24 protein-coding genes are annotated in these 15,184 nt (G+C 63.9%); 14 read left to right on the forward strand and 10 right to left on the reverse strand.

Annotated elements, in window-relative coordinates; all coding sequences use genetic code 11:
- Window positions 1–31 precede the first annotated feature (31 nt).
- Both ABID59_RS11985 and ABID59_RS11990 read left to right on the forward strand, forming a co-directional pair.
- Window positions 32–484: a hypothetical protein gene (locus ABID59_RS11985; protein ID WP_246229770.1), complete on the forward strand. Its 453-nt coding sequence runs from the start codon at window positions 32–34 to the stop codon at window positions 482–484.
- A gap of 11 nt (window positions 485–495) precedes the next feature.
- On the forward strand, window positions 496–1,188 hold the full coding sequence (locus ABID59_RS11990) for a glutathione S-transferase family protein (RefSeq protein ID WP_354083513.1): 693 nt from the start codon (window positions 496–498) through the stop codon (window positions 1,186–1,188).
- 134 nt (window positions 1,189–1,322) lie between these two features.
- Here the strand turns inward: ABID59_RS11990 and ABID59_RS11995 are convergent, their stop codons facing one another.
- Window positions 1,323–1,757: a hypothetical protein gene (locus tag ABID59_RS11995; RefSeq protein ID WP_148750574.1), complete on the reverse strand. Its 435-nt coding sequence runs from the start codon at window positions 1,755–1,757 to the stop codon at window positions 1,323–1,325.
- A gap of 434 nt (window positions 1,758–2,191) precedes the next feature.
- On the opposite strand from ABID59_RS11995, the gene ABID59_RS12000 reads away from it, so the two are divergent.
- From ABID59_RS12000 to ABID59_RS12010, 3 genes are all read left to right on the forward strand, one after another.
- Window positions 2,192–2,575, forward strand: a complete 384-nt coding sequence (locus ABID59_RS12000; RefSeq protein WP_354083514.1) for a RidA family protein — start codon at window positions 2,192–2,194, stop codon at window positions 2,573–2,575.
- 154 nt (window positions 2,576–2,729) lie between these two features.
- Window positions 2,730–2,990: a hypothetical protein gene (locus ABID59_RS12005; RefSeq protein WP_187434763.1), complete on the forward strand. Its 261-nt coding sequence runs from the start codon at window positions 2,730–2,732 to the stop codon at window positions 2,988–2,990.
- 175 nt (window positions 2,991–3,165) lie between these two features.
- Window positions 3,166–3,789 carry a hypothetical protein gene (locus ABID59_RS12010; protein WP_354083617.1) on the forward strand — a complete coding sequence of 208 codons (624 nt, stop codon included), beginning with the start codon at window positions 3,166–3,168 and terminating at the stop codon, window positions 3,787–3,789.
- 7 nt (window positions 3,790–3,796) lie between these two features.
- Here ABID59_RS12010 and ABID59_RS12015 read toward each other — a convergent pair whose 3' ends face one another.
- Entirely contained in the window at window positions 3,797–4,282 is a 486-nt protein-coding gene (locus tag ABID59_RS12015; RefSeq protein ID WP_354083515.1) for a J domain-containing protein, read from the reverse strand.
- Between the two features lie 111 nt (window positions 4,283–4,393).
- Between ABID59_RS12015 and ABID59_RS12020 the strand changes: the two genes are divergently transcribed.
- From ABID59_RS12020 to ABID59_RS12030, 3 genes are all read left to right on the forward strand, one after another.
- The gene (locus ABID59_RS12020; protein ID WP_148750578.1) at window positions 4,394–5,161 is read left to right on the forward strand and encodes an SDR family NAD(P)-dependent oxidoreductase; all 768 of its coding nucleotides are present in this window, start codon (window positions 4,394–4,396) and stop codon (window positions 5,159–5,161) included.
- 199 nt (window positions 5,162–5,360) lie between these two features.
- Window positions 5,361–5,609, forward strand: coding sequence for a helix-turn-helix domain-containing protein (locus ABID59_RS12025; protein WP_148750579.1), 249 nt, complete (start codon window positions 5,361–5,363; stop codon window positions 5,607–5,609).
- A 122-nt stretch (window positions 5,610–5,731) separates the two neighbouring features.
- Window positions 5,732–6,250, forward strand: a complete 519-nt coding sequence (locus tag ABID59_RS12030; RefSeq protein WP_148750580.1) for a collagen-like domain-containing protein — start codon at window positions 5,732–5,734, stop codon at window positions 6,248–6,250.
- Between the two features lie 13 nt (window positions 6,251–6,263).
- Here ABID59_RS12030 and ABID59_RS12035 read toward each other — a convergent pair whose 3' ends face one another.
- Window positions 6,264–6,479 carry a hypothetical protein gene (locus ABID59_RS12035; protein ID WP_354083516.1) on the reverse strand — a complete coding sequence of 72 codons (216 nt, stop codon included), beginning with the start codon at window positions 6,477–6,479 and terminating at the stop codon, window positions 6,264–6,266.
- Between the two features lie 96 nt (window positions 6,480–6,575).
- Entirely contained in the window at window positions 6,576–6,842 is a 267-nt protein-coding gene (locus ABID59_RS12040; protein WP_354083517.1) for a DUF2277 domain-containing protein, read from the reverse strand.
- Window positions 6,843–7,075: 233 nt separating this feature from the next.
- On the opposite strand from ABID59_RS12040, the gene ABID59_RS12045 reads away from it, so the two are divergent.
- The 3 genes from ABID59_RS12045 (at window position 7,076) to ABID59_RS12055 (ending at window position 9,301) form a co-directional block, all read left to right on the forward strand.
- On the forward strand, window positions 7,076–8,137 hold the full coding sequence (locus tag ABID59_RS12045) for an alpha/beta fold hydrolase (protein WP_354083518.1): 1,062 nt from the start codon (window positions 7,076–7,078) through the stop codon (window positions 8,135–8,137).
- A 140-nt stretch (window positions 8,138–8,277) separates the two neighbouring features.
- Window positions 8,278–8,622 (forward strand): hypothetical protein, encoded by a 345-nt coding sequence (locus ABID59_RS12050; RefSeq protein WP_148750584.1) that lies wholly within the window; start codon window positions 8,278–8,280, stop codon window positions 8,620–8,622.
- 76 nt (window positions 8,623–8,698) lie between these two features.
- The gene (locus ABID59_RS12055) at window positions 8,699–9,301 is read left to right on the forward strand and encodes an MSMEG_1061 family FMN-dependent PPOX-type flavoprotein (RefSeq protein WP_354083519.1); all 603 of its coding nucleotides are present in this window, start codon (window positions 8,699–8,701) and stop codon (window positions 9,299–9,301) included.
- Window positions 9,302–9,362: 61 nt separating this feature from the next.
- Here ABID59_RS12055 and bfr read toward each other — a convergent pair whose 3' ends face one another.
- The 3 genes from bfr to ABID59_RS12070 all read right to left on the reverse strand — a co-directional run bounded on the left by bfr (window position 9,363) and on the right by ABID59_RS12070 (window position 10,717).
- Window positions 9,363–9,851, reverse strand: coding sequence for a bacterioferritin (gene bfr / locus ABID59_RS12060; protein WP_148750586.1), 489 nt, complete (start codon window positions 9,849–9,851; stop codon window positions 9,363–9,365).
- Window positions 9,852–9,983: 132 nt separating this feature from the next.
- Window positions 9,984–10,256, reverse strand: coding sequence for a (2Fe-2S)-binding protein (locus ABID59_RS12065; protein WP_148750587.1), 273 nt, complete (start codon window positions 10,254–10,256; stop codon window positions 9,984–9,986).
- 167 nt (window positions 10,257–10,423) lie between these two features.
- Window positions 10,424–10,717, reverse strand: a complete 294-nt coding sequence (locus ABID59_RS12070) for a hypothetical protein (protein WP_148750588.1) — start codon at window positions 10,715–10,717, stop codon at window positions 10,424–10,426.
- Between the two features lie 136 nt (window positions 10,718–10,853).
- Here ABID59_RS12070 and ABID59_RS12075 point away from each other — a divergent pair, with 136 nt between their 5' ends.
- Window positions 10,854–11,192 (forward strand): hypothetical protein, encoded by a 339-nt coding sequence (locus ABID59_RS12075; RefSeq protein WP_354037304.1) that lies wholly within the window; start codon window positions 10,854–10,856, stop codon window positions 11,190–11,192.
- Window positions 11,193–11,431: 239 nt separating this feature from the next.
- Window positions 11,432–11,716 (forward strand): hypothetical protein, encoded by a 285-nt coding sequence (locus tag ABID59_RS12080; protein WP_148750590.1) that lies wholly within the window; start codon window positions 11,432–11,434, stop codon window positions 11,714–11,716.
- 83 nt (window positions 11,717–11,799) lie between these two features.
- Here ABID59_RS12080 and ABID59_RS12085 read toward each other — a convergent pair whose 3' ends face one another.
- The 3 genes from ABID59_RS12085 to ABID59_RS12095 are packed head-to-tail and all read right to left on the reverse strand — an operon-like array spanning window position 11,800 to window position 14,918.
- Window positions 11,800–13,026: a lytic murein transglycosylase gene (locus tag ABID59_RS12085; RefSeq protein ID WP_354083520.1), complete on the reverse strand. Its 1,227-nt coding sequence runs from the start codon at window positions 13,024–13,026 to the stop codon at window positions 11,800–11,802.
- Between the two features lie 7 nt (window positions 13,027–13,033).
- A complete protein-coding gene (gene ettA, locus ABID59_RS12090) occupies window positions 13,034–14,683 on the reverse strand; it encodes an energy-dependent translational throttle protein EttA (RefSeq protein WP_354037302.1) in 1,650 nt (549 codons plus the stop codon).
- 16 nt (window positions 14,684–14,699) lie between these two features.
- Entirely contained in the window at window positions 14,700–14,918 is a 219-nt protein-coding gene (locus ABID59_RS12095) for a hypothetical protein (protein WP_354083521.1), read from the reverse strand.
- On the opposite strand from ABID59_RS12095, the gene ABID59_RS12100 reads away from it, so the two are divergent.
- Window positions 14,917–15,132 (forward strand): hypothetical protein, encoded by a 216-nt coding sequence (locus tag ABID59_RS12100; RefSeq protein WP_148750594.1) that lies wholly within the window; start codon window positions 14,917–14,919, stop codon window positions 15,130–15,132. The two genes, ABID59_RS12095 and ABID59_RS12100, sit on opposite strands and share 2 nt — an antisense overlap.
- Window positions 15,133–15,184 lie beyond the last annotated feature (52 nt).

Below are 15,184 nucleotides of genomic sequence, written 5' to 3' on the forward strand. Positions count from 1 at the left end.
ATGGCGGCGATACGACTTGGAGCGGAAGAACGTGGGACGGAACAGCCGGGCCTCAACCGGCGCTCATCATGTCGAGGAAGCCACTGCTGTGAGCGACGATCTCTCCGGTGTCTGGGACGGCACTTACATCCAACCCGGCACGGGAATGGTCACGTTCACGGCGACGCTGGTCGAGGCCGGCGGCGCGATCGAAGGCCACGTCACCGAACCCTGCTCGAATCCGCGCTGCCCCTTACGCACCCACAGCGCCTCGGTCACGGGCCATCGCGCCGGCAGCGTCGTGTCCTTTGTCAAGCGCTACGAGCCGCCGGGTTACGGCTTCGACATTGTCCAGTACGACGGCATCATGAACGGAGAGGCGACCGAGATCGACGGTCGCTGGCGGCTGCCGGGCACATCAGGATCGTTCTTGATGATCCGCGCCAGCAAGCGCGCACAGGCGAACATCACCGGCACACGGGCGGACGAACCGGCCCGCGAATAAACGGAGCCACCATGTTGACCCTCTATTCCTACCCGCAACTGTTCGGCGTCGCCGACAACAACGGCTATGGGCTCAAGGTCTATGCCTTCCTGAAGCTCGCCGGCGTGCCGTTCGTGCACGAGCACGTGTTCGATGCCTCCACCGCACCGCGCGGGCAGCTGCCTTATGTCGTCGATGACGGCGAGACCATCGGCGACAGCGAGACGATCATCGCGCATGCGATCGCGAAGTATTATCTGACCATCGATGCCGCGCTGTCGCCTGCGCAGCGCCGCACCCATCATTTCGTCACGCGCATGCTGGATGACCTCTACTGGGTGATGTCCTATTCGCGCTGGAAGGACGAGCGTTATTTTCCCGCATTTCGCGACGGCTTCATCGCGCAGCATCCGCAGATCGATGCCGCCGGGTTCGCGAAGGCGAAGGCCTACAATGCGCAGCGCTATCACTACCAGGGCATCGGCCGCTACACGCCCGAACAGGCTTATGCGCGAGGGCTGGCTGACTTGCAGGTGCTGGCCGAGATCGTGCCCGCGAACGGCTTCGTGGATGGCGAGCGGCCGACCAGCTGCGATGCCGGCATCTACGGTTTCATCGCGAACATCTACTACTTTCCGATCCCGACGCCGCTGAAGGCGTTCGTCGATGCGCAGAACAACCTCGTCGCGCATTGCGAACGGGTTCATGCGATGGTGAGCGCGTAATCCGCAGGTCCTGTAGGGTGGGCAAAGCGAAGCGTGCCCACCAACTTTTTTCGCGTACCACTGACACCGATGGTGGGCACGGCGCTTGCGCGCCTTTGCCCACCCTACGGCACCGAGTCCTACGGCACCGTCTTCTACCGCATCGTAATCGCAAGCCCGCTCAGATCCGCGTTCGCCATCAGGCCGGTCTGGTAGCCCGACAGCTCCAGCACCGCGCCCTTCTGGTTGGTCAGCACGATGGCGCGGGCGCCGCGGCCGACGGCGAGGCCGGCACCGGCGGCGCCGTAGACGCCGGCGACATCGGAGGGACGGTTGATGTTGGAGACGCGGCCGCGCAGCACGGTCTTGGAGCCGCCGAACACGAGCCCGTAATCGAGCCCGCCGGTCGAGAGCGAATAGGAGCGGCCGCGGAAGTTCAGCACGCCGCTCCCGCCAGAACCGCCGATGAACCAGCCCGCCTTGTAGATCGTCAGCACCACGGTGCCGCCATCGGCCTGCGCCGCGGTCGAGAGGCCGGCCAGCGCGGCAATGGCGACGAGCGCGGCACGCAAGGTGGAAGCAATCTTCATGGGGCGTCTCCGGGGGCTATTTTTCAAGGGGAATGCGAATCAGATGCTGCAATCTATCCGATCGATCGCGGCGGCAACATGATGGCGGGAGCTTCTGCAAGTGCGGTGGCGACTGGACTCGCGGAAGGTCCGCATCCTCCGTCATTGCGAGCAGAGCGAAGCAATCCAGAATCTTTCCGCGGAGGCAGTCTGGATTGCTTCGCTGCGCTCGCAATGACGGGTGGATGGATTCCGGCCTCTCGGGCATGATCGCCACCATGCCATCCTGCCGGTGTTTTGCCCGACGGGTCAAGCGATATTTCTTCCTTCCCGAATTCCAATTCCGCCAATCATTTCTACTGTGCATGGGGTTGTTTTCGCGTTTCCTGTTGGAGCAGGCCCCGCATGCCGCTACGCTCCTCGCGAACGCCATCAATGTTACATCCGAGGTCCCCATGCCGATCCAGCATTTCGCGCCCCCGCCGCACGTCAAGGCGCCGCCGCTCTCGTTCGCGACCCGCGTCGGCGACCTGCTGTTCGTCTCCGGCATTCCCGGCTTCGACGCCAACGGTGCGCTGCCCGACGGCTTCGAGGCGCAGTTCGCCAATGTCGTCGTCAACATCAAGCGCGTGCTGAACGAGGCCGGCGTCACGATGCGCGACCTCGCCAAGGTCAACGTACTCTTGACCCGCGCCTCAGACGTTGCCGCGATGAATGCGCTCTATGCCGGCGCGTTCGGCCCGCCGCCTTTTCCTGCACGCACCACCTGCGTGGTGCAGGCCCTGCCCGATCCAAAGATGCTGATCGAGATCGAGGCGGTGGCCTCGCTGGCGAAGTGAGCCATGCTAAGCGCGTGTGTCTTGCCGGGCACTCGGCCGAACCAAGTGCACGACTCCATCTGACATATCCGTGAACGGCCGCTCCTCGGCTTGCAAAGGACCTGCTTTTACCGCACGAATTTTCAGGTCACACTTCCCCATCAGGAGATTTTGCATGCGTCGCGTTCTCGCCCTCTGTGCCGTTGCCGGCATCGCCACCTCCGTGTTTGCCGTGCCGGCCTCCGCGGCGGTCGGCTATTACGTGATCCGCTGGGACAACACCGGCATCTGCCAGGTCTGGAACGAAGACCTCCGCTACAAGCCGTTCCAGTGGGGCGCCTCGACCTACAAGGTCGTCAGCAAGCCGGTCCCGACCTTCACGGCCGCCTCCGAGCTCCAGATCAAGCTGCGCGCCGAGCGCCGCTGCACGCTCTGAGCCGATCCGCCAGTCCGCTCGCCCTGAAGGATCACGCGTTGAAGGCCGGTCACTGCAGCTGGTAAGAATTCGATCGGCGGACGACAAGGGCCGGGCAAGGATGCGATGCCAGCATCCTTGCCCGGTCGTTTTTTTTAACCCGGATTTTTGGAGCAGGCCGATGCGCGCACGGACGATGTTGCCAGCCGCTCTCACCGCATCGCTCCTGCTCGCCGCAACGGCGCAGGCGCAGGCTCCGCAATCCCTTCGCGTGATCTCGCCGATCTTCGGCCAGCTCGTCAGCTTCGCGATGCCGTCGACTTTCGCTGCCGTGTTCGAGGACACCAAAGGCGGCCACTACATCCGCGAAGCCGTGCTCAAGGGCGAGACGCCCGAGCGCTGGACGCAGATGATCACCGTCACCGGCGAGAAGGGCATGACGCTGACGCCAGGCGCATCGCCGCAGATCTTCGCAGGCACCATCGCAGGCGGGTTCAAGACGGCCTGTCCCGACAGCTTTGCCGCCAGGCCGCTGGGCGCCACCACGTTCGGCCGCTTCGAGGGCTTTGTTGCCGTGATCGGATGCGGCCGCATCGACAGCGGCCCGACGCGGCACAGCGAAACCGCGCTGCTGATCACGCTCAAGGGCGCGACCGACTATTACACCGTCCAATGGGCCGAGCGCGGCCCCGAAAGCGACGAGCCGCCGGTCAACGACGACCGCTGGGAAGCCCGCCTGCGCGATCTGGGCCCGATCGACCTCTGCCCGATCACGCCGGGCGAAGCCGCGCCCTATCCGAGCTGCGTCAACAAGAGCTGAGGCGCCCTCACGCGTCCTTGTGCGCGCCGGGATGAATCAAAACGTCGCGCGCGGTGGAAAGGTCGATGAAGGCCTGCGCGCTGCCGCCCTGGTCGGGATGTATGCCCTTGGCGGCGCGGCGATAGGCCTGGTTGATGTCGTCGCAGGTGAGCTGCACCGCGAGCGGCAGGCCCAGCATCTTGCGCGCGCGATCCTCGCTGGACAGTTTCTTCGGCGCCGCGTTGCGGCGGCCGAAGCGCGGCGCGGTCAGATCATGGACGACGTCGAGGATCACGCCTAGGCGGCGCCGGGCCGCCAGCGTGACACCACGATCGTCATTGTCCGCGGCCTGGCGCAGCACGGGCAGCGCCTGCTCGGCGGCCTGCCGCAGCGTGGCATCGCTGCTCATCCGCACGATCTCGGCCACCAGCCGCCCTACCTCGGCCCAGTCGGCGAATTCCGCCGACCGCAGGCGCTCGAGCGCCAATTTCCAGGATTCAAGTCGTTCCATCATGCGCGCAACGTTTAGCAATGGAAATCAGTATGCCAAGGCGGCCGTTTCCGACCCCTTAATTTCGAGTTAGCCTTTCATGAAACTTAGAAACGAATCCGGGAGGAAAATGTCATGGCATTGCTTGCAAACCACATCGCTGTCGTCACGGGCGCGGGTTCCGGCATCGGCCGGGCGATCGCCGCCGGCTATGCGCGCGAGGGTGCGCAGGTCGTGCTGCTCGACGTCAATGCCGAAACGGTCGCGGAGGCGGCCCAAGAGATCCGCAAGGCCGGCGGCAAGGCCGAGAGCTTTGCGCTCGACGTCACCAGGCGCGACGATTGCTTTGCGCTGGCAAAGACCGTCGCCGACAAGGTCGGGCAGGTCTCGATCCTCGTCAACAATGCCGGCATCACCCGCCGCAACCCCTTCACCGCGGAGACGGAGACCGTGGCGAAGGACTGGAACGACATCATCTCGCTCAACCTCAACGGCGTCTTCAACACAACGCAGGCCTTTCTCGCGCCGTTGCGCGCGAGCAAGGGCCGCATTGTCAATATCGGCTCGATCCAGTCTTTCGTGCATCTGCGCACGCCAAGCTCGGCGGCGTACACGACCTCGAAGCATGGCGTGCTCGGCTTCACCAAGGCGCTCGCGGTCGAGCTCGGCAAGGAGGGCGTGCGCGTCAACGCGATCGGGCCGGGCTTCATCGAGACCAATCTCAACGCCAATGTACGCGCCACCAATCCCGCGCTGGTGCAGGCCTTCGTCGATCACACTCCGCTGGCGCGCGCCGGCAAGCCCGAGGACATCGTCGGCCCCGCGATCTTCCTCGCCTCGGACCTGTCGTCCTACGTCACGGGAACAATCGTGATGGTGGACGGCGGATATCGCACAGTGTGAGAGGCGAGATCGGTCCGCATCGCTATGCATCTCGTGCCAATCGCGGCGGCGCGGCGGCATTCCCAAGGTCAATTCGTGCGATGGCGCGCGATTAACCTTTCATTAACCAAACCCGGCCACCGTAGATCTACGGCTTGGGGGTCGTTGTTCTCGATCCGCTTCCAACGATGGAAGCGGGCGTTGATCGGGGAGTATGTTGATGACCACTGTTCACGTCGCGGCGCCCGAGCAAGGCGCGCAATTCCTTGCACCCAACGAGATCGTTCCACTTTTGATCGGCGCGACCGTCGGCGAGGTCGAGCGTGAGCTCGTGCTTCAGACGCTCGCGCGCTGCGACGGCAACCGCACGCGCGCCTCGCGCGTGCTCGGCCTGTCGGTGCGCACGCTGCGCAATAAGATCAGGCTGTACGCGGCCTCCGGCATCGAGGTGCCGGCGTATCACGATTGACGCGTGGGGCCGTGCCCCGTCGGGCCGATTGATGTTAATCAAGCCCGGCATCATGCGCGGGCGGAATTGCTGCTGTCGTCAAACGCCGCTAAGTAACTTGCGTGCGCAGAAGGAGCAGCGGCGTGGCAGACGATCAGCGACGGCAGGGATCTCAGGGTCCGCGCGGACGGCAGGGCGAGCCGGGACGGCCGGGGCCGCAGGGTCATCCGGGCAAGCGGGGCCCCGACGGCGCACGCGGCAAGCCGGGACCGCAGGGCAAGCCGGGACCGGCCGGAAAGGCCGGAGCGCAGGGCAAGGCCGGTCTGCCGGGCAAGCCGGGCGAAGCCGGTGCGCGTGGCACAGCCGGACCGCAGGGCGCCGTGGGTCCGCAAGGCCCCGCCGGCCCTCAAGGCCCGCGCGGCGAGGCCGGTCCGCCCGGCCAATTGCCGTCGATCGAGCAGGTGCTGCCGTGGCTCGAGCAGTTGTTCGACGCCTGGGACGAGCGTCGCCGCCAGCGCGAGCAGGAGGCCGCGGAGCGCGCCGCGTTAGAGGCCGCCGTGCACGAGGCTGAAGATGCATCCTCCGACGACGACGCCGAGAGCGACGATGCCGAAGGCGACGCGCACAAGAAAAAGAAGAAAAAGAAGAAGCACGGCCACTAGGACCAGCAGGCGCCTACTTCGCCTGATCCTCACGCCGCGGCAGCATGCCCATGCGCTCGAATTGCCAGCGCATGGCGCGGTACCAGAGATAACCCACCGCTGCGCCGCAAACGGCCAGGATCACCACATTCGCGCTCGAGAACGAGCCGCTCCACCACATCATCCACGCGGTCCACAACAGCGTGAAAACGATGGCACCTGCTTTCAGTGGAAGAAGGCGGCGGCTCATGATCGTGCTCCGGGTTGTCAAAACCCCGGCGAACATCATCGCGCGTGATGGGCATCGCTTCCGTGAGCCAGATCACGGTCGTGCCCGGCGGAACCGCTAACCGAAGCGCAGCCGCGAACGTTCCTTCGCTTTCGTCGCCTCGACCTCGCGGTCGCGCGTCGGTGCATGGGTGTGCAGCGAAGTCAGCAGTTTTCGCGCAGCCTCCGAGACCTCGGCGACCGCGCGGTCGAATGCCGCCTCATTGGCCTGCGACGGCTTGTTGAAGCCGGAGAGCTTTCGCACGAACTGGAGCGCGCTGGCATGAATCTCGTCCTCGGTCGCGGGCGGCTCGAAATTGAACAGCGTCTTGATGTTGCGGCACATGCAGTCTCTCCCGTAGAAGCCCGATTTGATCCAAGGACGGATGGAGAAGCCGAAATTCTACATCGCATGCAGCCGCATGTCACAGGGGTCCGAATATTCCACTTGCGCGCCGCAACATCGAGGAAATGTTTTTCAGGGGGTGAGCAGCGGTCCGCTCTCGATCCCAGGCGGCCTGCTGATAAGATCGCGCGCAACGCGGCCACGAGCCATGAGCCGCACATGGGGAGACAAACATGAAAGTTTCTTGCGCGGCGCTGTCGGCCGTTGTGCTGTCCATCTCAACATCGGTATTCGCCGCCGACTATCCGGCGCCGAAACAAGGCGATTGGGTCGCCAGGGATTTCAAGTTCCACACCGGCGAAGTCATGCCGGAGCTGAAGCTGCATTACACCACTGTCGGTGAACCGACCGGACAACCGGTGCTGGTGCTGCACGGCACCGGCGGCTCGGGCGCGAGCATGCTGACACCCGCCTTCGCCGGCGAGATGTTCGGCGCCGGACAGCCGCTCGATGCGTCCAAATATTACATCATCATTCCCGACGCGATCGGCCACGGCAAATCGTCAAAGCCGTCCGACGGCATGAAGACGAGCTTCCCGAAATACAATTACGACGACATGGTCGAGGCGCAGCATCGCCTCGTAACCGAAGGCCTCGGCGTCAAGCATCTGCGGCTCGTGATCGGCAATTCCATGGGCGGAATGCAGACCTGGCTGTGGGGCGAGGCATATCCCAAGGACATGGACGCGCTGGTGCCGATGGCCTCGCAGCCGAGCGAAATGGCGTCGCGCAACTGGATGATGCGGCGGATCATGCTCGACACCATCCGCAACGATCCCGATTACAATGGCGGCAATTACGCCAGCCAGCCGCGCATGATGAAGTACGCCATCACGGCCTACGGCATCGCCAGCATCGGCGGCACACTCGCCTATCAGCAACAGGCGCCGACCGCGGCGAAGGCGGACAAGATCGTCGACGAACGGCTGGCGACGCCGATCACGGCGGATGCCAACGACTTCGTCTACCAGTGGGAGTCCTCGCACGACTACAATGCCGCCGAAAAGCTGGAGGGAATCGAGGCCTCGCTGTTGCTGGTCAATTCCGCCGACGACGAGCGCAACCCGCCAGAGACCGGCGTGACGGACGCTGCGATGAAGCGGGTCAAGAACGGCAAGCTGTATCTCATCCCCGCAACCACCGAGACGCGCGGCCACGGCACCACCGGCAACGCAAAATTCTACAGCGAGCAGGTTCGGCAACTGCTGCAAACCGCGCCGCAGCGCACGATGTAGGCATCGCCAGAGCTGCCCCGATATCGCAACGCATCATATGCGGCGCCTCGGCGCCGCATATTATTTGAGCATGCAATGAGCCGACGGCTCGGGCTTAATCGCGTCAACGATACGAATCGACACGCGATGAGGAGGATCGCATGCACAGGCTTGCGCTGTGCGTTTGGCTCGCCGCGATGACGAGCGCCGCGTTCGCGTTCGACAACGGCCAGTACGACAACGTTTCGCCCGACATCCGCGCCTGGTTCAAGAGTGTAATCGCGCCGAACGGCGTACCTTGCTGCGACATCTCCGATGGCCATCGCACCGACTACGACGTGCGCAAAGGCACGTATTGGGTGCCGATCGAGGGACAATGGATGGAGGTGCCCGAGCGCGCCATCATCCGCGATCGCGGCAATCCGGTCGGCCAGGCCGTGGTGTGGTACGTCCACCACCGCGGCACCATCATCATCAATTGCTTCGTGCCCGCCGACGCAGTTTAACGTCTTAAGATAGATATCGTTGGCGGACATGGCCCGATCGGGTAGTTTGACGCCGAACCGATCTGGAGGCATGCCGTTGACCGACCTTTGCGCCGAAGACCTCGCCACCATCTATGCGAAGCCGACCCCGCGCGTGATCGCAAAGGCGCGTCCCGCGATCGACGCGCATGCGAAGAAGTTCATCGAGATGTCGCCGTTCTGCGTGCTCGCGACATCAGGCACCGACGGCAGCGTCGACGCCTCGCCGCGCGGCGGCAGCATCGGATTCGTCCACGTCGCCGGCCCCAATCAACTACTGATGCCCGACCGTGCCGGCAACAACCGCATCGACAGTTTCCGCAACGTCGTCGAGGGCTCGGGCTTCGTGCATCTGCTGTTCTTCGTGCCGGGCATCGACGAGACGCTGCGCGTCGGCGGGCGCGGCGCGCTGTCGGCCGACCCGGATTTGCTCGCTTCGATGGTCGAGTTCGGCAAGCCGCCGCGCGCGGTGCTGAGCGTTGCTGTCAACGAAGTTTATTTCCACTGCGGCAAGGCGCTGATGCGCTCAAAGCTCTGGGCGCCGGAGAAGGTGCAGCGCTCGGTGATGCCGAGCATCAGCCAGGTCATCCACGACCAGACCAGCCTCGGCGAGCCGGAGAGCCAGGAGATCGTGGAAGAGCGCTACAAGACGCAGCTCTAGATCACAGCGTCGTCGCGGCCTTCGCCGGGACGACGCTGGAGTGCGCGGCTGCCGCCGGAGCTTAGTGTCCCTCGCCCTCGAGCCCGCCGACGTGCTTCTGGGTGTAGAGCTCGAGGCCGATGCGGCCGATCAGGTCGAGCTGGGTTTCGAGGAAGTCGATGTGATGCTCCTCGTCGCTCATCAGCTTCTCGAACAGGTCGCGCGTGACGTAGTCTTTGACGCTGTGGCAGTAGGTCGCCGCCTCCTGGTAGAGCGCCCGCGCGCTCATCTCGGCGGCGAGATCGCACTCGATGATCTCCTTGACGTTCTGACCGATGCGCAGGGGATCGAGCACCTGCATGTTCGGGAAGCCGTCGAAGAACAAAATCCGCTCAGTGAGCTTGTCGGCGTGCTCCATCTCCTCGATGGACTCCTTGCGCCAGACCTTGGCCATGTCGCGGAGACCCCAATTGTCGAGAAAGCGGTAGTGCAGCCAGTACTGGTTGATCGCAGTCAGTTCGTGACGCAGCGCCTTGTTGAGATAGTCGATAACTTTTGCGTCGCCCTGCATGGTTCACTCCAGCTCTTGCAGTCCAAATCGGCCCTAAACCGAGTTTAGAACGCTTCTAAATGAGTTTACGAACGAGGGCAACCGGCTACGGAGACGCAGCCGGGGAAAGCTCAGCCAAATTTGCGGAAGTTTTCAGCAGGCCGCGAGGGCGAACTGGGCAGGCTGGGCCGCCTCGTCATTGGCGGCCACGGTGTGGCTGTGCGGACAGCCGGAGCAGCACGACTTGGCACAGGGGCCGAGCGCTTCGTCGATAATGGTCTTGATGGTGCGGGCGCAGCGGCCGCATTCGGCGCTGCAGCCGAGGCATCCATAGATCTGCTTGGCATGACGCACGGCATCGTCGGACTCGGCGACGGCGGCGCGGATGTCGTCATCGCTCAGCACGTTACAGGAACAAACGATCATGGAAGCGGTAGGCCCTTCGGTGATGCGCCATCATCGATATTTAAGGAGCCGTCCGGATGCAAAAGGAAAAACCGGTATTTCAAGCTATTCCAAACTGGCCCGGAAACAGGCCTAGAACGGCTCTAAAATAGAGAGTTGCGCTGGATCAAGATGATGTCTGATCGGGCCTAATCGCTGCTCCCGCCTCCCCCACCATCGCTCCCGCCTCCGCAATCTCCACCCCCGCCGCTATCGCTCGTGGAGCAGCCTCCGCTGTCGGTTGAGCTTCCGGAACTGTCGCTGGAGAACCAGCTTCCGAGCGAGACGCCCTCATTCGTGGTATCCGAATAAGTATCGCTTCCGCCGTCGCCGCCTGCCCGGGCGCGCGGGCGTGGGGCGCGGCTCTGTAAATGGCTCATCAGGGCATAGCCGACCACGCCGACGGCCGCGACGGCGATCAGGGCATTGGTCAGGATGTTCATGTTCGCCTCCCAGGCATGAAATCGGCCATTTCTACCAATTGGTCGCACCCGGCCGATGCGCCGTTCATTGATCGTTCAAACGAAGTATGGAACTTTGGCCGCAAGAGTTCCGCATTCGCTGTGAAAGGTCGCCCAAATGAAGAAGTCGCTTATGGCGGTCGCTGCCGCCGCCACCTTGGTTTTGGCTGCAGGTATGCCGGCCCATGCACAGCGTGGTGTCGCTGCCGGTGTCGCCGCCGGGATCATCGGCGGCGCGATCGTCGGTGGCGCGCTAGCCTCTCCGTATTATTACGGACCCGGTCCCGGCTACGCGTATGGTCCGGGCTACGGCCCCGGCTACTATCCGCCCCGTTATTACGCACCGGGTCCCGGCTACGTCGCCGACGACTATTACGGCGATGGCTGTGTCTGGCAGAAGCAGCGCTTCTGGGACGGCTACGCCTGGCGCATCCGCCGCGTCCGAGTCTGTGGCTGAGGCGCGTTAGACCGGTTCGATTCAGTCGACCGGGTTGAGCCGGTTCACTACGGATGCGCCGTTCATCTCCGGGCCCGAAAAAGACCGCTTTTTCTCGTCACAGCTCTGTGTGCGTTTACCGTGGATTGACCATTTGCGCGCTTCCTAGCTGCAAGGCCAATTCCATCAGCGTGTGCGTGAACCTTTCAAACCCGGACGCTCCTAACGAGGTGCGTCCATCTCCCAGGAGAGCCAAGAGCATGAAGAAGACTATTGTTGCCGCCCTCACGGTTGCGACGGTCGCCGGTTCGCTGGTGACCGCCACTCCGTCCGCGCAGGCCCATGACGGCGTCGGTGTCGGCATCGCGGCCGGCCTGCTCGGCGGCGCGATCATCGGCGGCGCCATCGCGTCGAGCCGTCCCGCTTACGGCGGACCGGTGTACGTGGCCGAGCCCGGCCCGCCGCCCCCGCCCTGCTACTGGCAGCGCCAGCGCTATTGGGACGGCTATGGCTGGACCGTTCGTCCGGTTCGCGTCTGCTACTGATCTGATCGCAAGGCGCTCATGAGCGCCGCGATCGAAGCCCGGCCGCGACCATCGGCCGGGCTTTTTCTTTTTTGGCGGCTTTGTTAGCGCGCCGCCTGGATCGAACGCAGCACCTCTTCGCTCGGCCAGCAATCGACCTTGAGCCCGGCCGACTTCTGATAGACGCCGAGAGCTGCGCGCGTCTGCATGCCGGCCTTGCCGTCGATCTTGTCCTTGTAGAGCCCGGCGCGCGTCAGCCCGCGCTGCATCGTCTCGACGTCCTTGGTGCGCAATTGCTTCGACGCGGACCACGGCGTCGCGAACGGGAGCGGGCTCGTCATGCGGTCGCTCAGATGACCGACGAACAGCACATAGAGATCGGAGAAATTATATTCCTTGATGACGAAGTAGTTCTTCGTGGTCAGGAACGCCGGACCATAGATGCCCTCCGGCTGGAGCAGTGATGCCGGCTGCGCCTGCTCCGCCGCGCTGAGCCGCTCGCCGCGCACCGGCACAAAGCCTTCACGCAACCACTGGCCGATCGGCTTCGTCACCTCGGGCACGCCGGTGGTGCAGTCGACCTTCGCCGGCGCCTTCACCTCATAGGCCCAGCGCACACCGCCCTGCCAGCCCTTGTTGACGAGCTGCTGCGCAGCAGAGGCCAGCGCATCCGGCACCGAGTGCCAGATGTCGATGCGGCTGTCGCCGTCGAAATCGACGCCGTGCTTGTAATATTCGGACGGCAGGAACTGCGTGAGCCCGGTGGCGCCGGCCCAGGACGAGCGCATGTCCTTGCGCGTCACCACGCCCTCGCCGAGGATCTTCAGCGAGAGGATGAACTCGTTGCGATAGGTGTCCTTGCGCCGGCCGACATAGGCCTGCGTCGCCAGCACGCGAACGAGATCGTAGGGCAGCGTATAGCGGCCGTAGTCGGTCTCGCGGCCCCAGATCGCGAGCATGACGGTGGCCGGCACGCCGGAATTCTTCTCGATCTTCGTCAGCGCGGCATTGTATCTCTGCAGCAACCGCTGCCCCTCGCCCGCGAGATTCGCAATCGAGCCTTCCCTGACATAGTCCGCCGGCACCTGCACGAACTCGGCCTGCGACGGCGCGCCGGTCGCGGGCCGCCCGGGCAGGATCAGATCAGGCAGCTTGTAATCCGGCTCGAGCCCGCGCGTCTGTTGATCGAACGTCGCGCGCGAGACGCCGGCCTCTTGCGCTTCCGGCCAGAGCGAGGCGATGAATTGCGTGAAGGCTGCGTCGGCGGCGTGGGCGGACGACCAGCCACAGGTGATCACGATCACCGCAGCGATGAGCGTCCGCCGCATCATCACGCAGTCACCGCGTCAGCTTCTTGTACTTCACGCGGTGCGGAATGACGCTGTCCTGGCCGAGCCGGCGCATCTTGTCCTTTTCGTAATCCTGGAAGTTGCCTTCGAACCACTCGACATGGCTGTCGCCTTCGAAGGCCAGGATGTGGGTGGCGATGCGGTCGAGGAACCAGCGATCATGGCTGATGATGACGGCGCAGCCGGCGAAATCCTCCAGCGCCTCTTCGAGCGCGCGCAGCGTGTCGACGTCGAGGTCGTTGGTCGGTTCGTCGAGCAGCAGCACGTTGGCGCCGGACTTCAGCATCTTGGCGAGATGGACGCGGTTGCGCTCACCGCCGGAGAGCGCACCGACCTTCTTCTGCTGGTCGGCGCCCTTGAAGTTGAACGAGGAGCAATAGCCGCGCGAGTTCACTTCCTTCTTGCCGAGCAGGATCAGCTCGTTGCCGCCGGAGATCTCTTCCCACACGTTCTTGCTGCCATCGAGCGCGTCGCGCGACTGGTCGACATAACCGAGATGCACGGTCTCGCCGACCGTGATGGTGCCCTTGTCCGGCTGCTCCTGCTCGGTGATCATCTTGAACAACGTGGTCTTGCCGGCGCCGTTCGCCCCGATCACGCCGACGATGCCGCCGGGCGGCAGCTTGAAGGTGAGATCGTCGATCAGCAGGCGATCGCCATAGCCTTTGCTGAGGGCCTCGAAATCCACGACATTGGCGCCGAGCCGCTCGGCGACGGGAATGATGATCTGCGCGGTCTGGGTCTGCTTCTCGCTCGCCTGCTTGAGCAGATCCTCATAGCGCTGGTAGCGCGCCTTCGACTTGGCCTGACGTGCCTTCGGCGAAGAGGCCACCCACTCCTGCTCGCGTGCAATCGTCTTCTGGTGCGCGGCGTCCTCGCGGCCTTCCTGCTCGAGCCGCTTCTGCTTCTGCACCAGCCAGGACGAATAGTTGCCCTCGTAGGGAATGCCCTTGCCGCGATCGAGCTCGAGGATCCAGCTCGTGACGTTGTCGAGGAAGTAGCGATCGTGGGTGACGATCAGGATCGCGCCGGGATAGCTGCGCAGATGGCCTTCGAGCCACGACACCGACTCGGCGTCGAGATGGTTGGTCGGTTCGTCCAGCAACAACAGCTCGGGCTGGTCAAGCAACAGCTTGCACAGCGCGACGCGGCGGCGCTCACCGCCGGAGAGCTTCGTCACATCGGCATCGTCGGGCGGGCAGCGCAGCGCGTCCATCGCCTGGTCGACCTTGCTGTCGAGATCCCAGAGGCCCTGGGCCTCGATCTCGTCCTGCAGCTTGGTCATCTCGTCTGCGGTCTCCTCGGAATAATTCATCGCCAGCTCATTGTAGCGATCGAGGATGGCCTTCTGCTTGGCGACGCCCAGCATGACGTTCTCGCGCACGGAAAGCTTCGGATCGAGGTGCGGCTCCTGCTCGAGATAGCCGACGCGCGCGCCCTCGGCGACCCAGGCCTCGCCGGTGTACTCCTTGTCCAGGCCCGCCATGATCTTGAGCAGGGTCGACTTACCGGAGCCGTTGACGCCGAGAACGCCGATCTTGGCGTCCGGGTAAAAGCTCAGGCGGATATTGTCGAGCACCTTGCGGGTCGGGTAGCTCTTGGTCAGGCCGTCCATGAAGTAGACAAATTGGCGCGCCATCGGTCCCGTGAAACCTTCAATTTGAGGATATTTGCTTGCTGCCGATGTAGCGATCCCGCCCCCAAAGGGCAATGTTTTCCCTCCGTTCACCACGGATGAATACTGGGCAGATACCATCCGGAGCCCGATCCGGACAATTGAAACCATTTTTTAATAAAGCAGGCCAAAGCTCGGTTTCGCGCGGCAACAGCGCCACCCGCTCAGAATGAACGGGGAGCACAGCGAGGCCCATCATGGCTCTGATCGAGACCCATTCCCTTCCTGTTCCGGCACAAGCCGGCCGCACCTCTGCGCTCGTCTCGGAGATCAAGGGCTTCTGGAAGCGCTTCTTCGCCACGGCCTTCAACCCCTACAGGCCCGAACTGCACTACATGCGCGGCCCCGGCCCTGCCTGGCGCGCCAAGCACGGCATGGATGCGCCGATCCGGCTGAAGCCCCGCAAGGTCTGAGCCGCCGCTCTCTCTCGGATTTTGCCTACGGATTTTTGAAGACCCAGACTGC

Source organism: Bradyrhizobium sp. S3.3.6 (assembly GCF_040546905.1).
Classification (GTDB): Bacteria; Pseudomonadota; Alphaproteobacteria; order Rhizobiales; family Xanthobacteraceae; genus Bradyrhizobium; species Bradyrhizobium cytisi.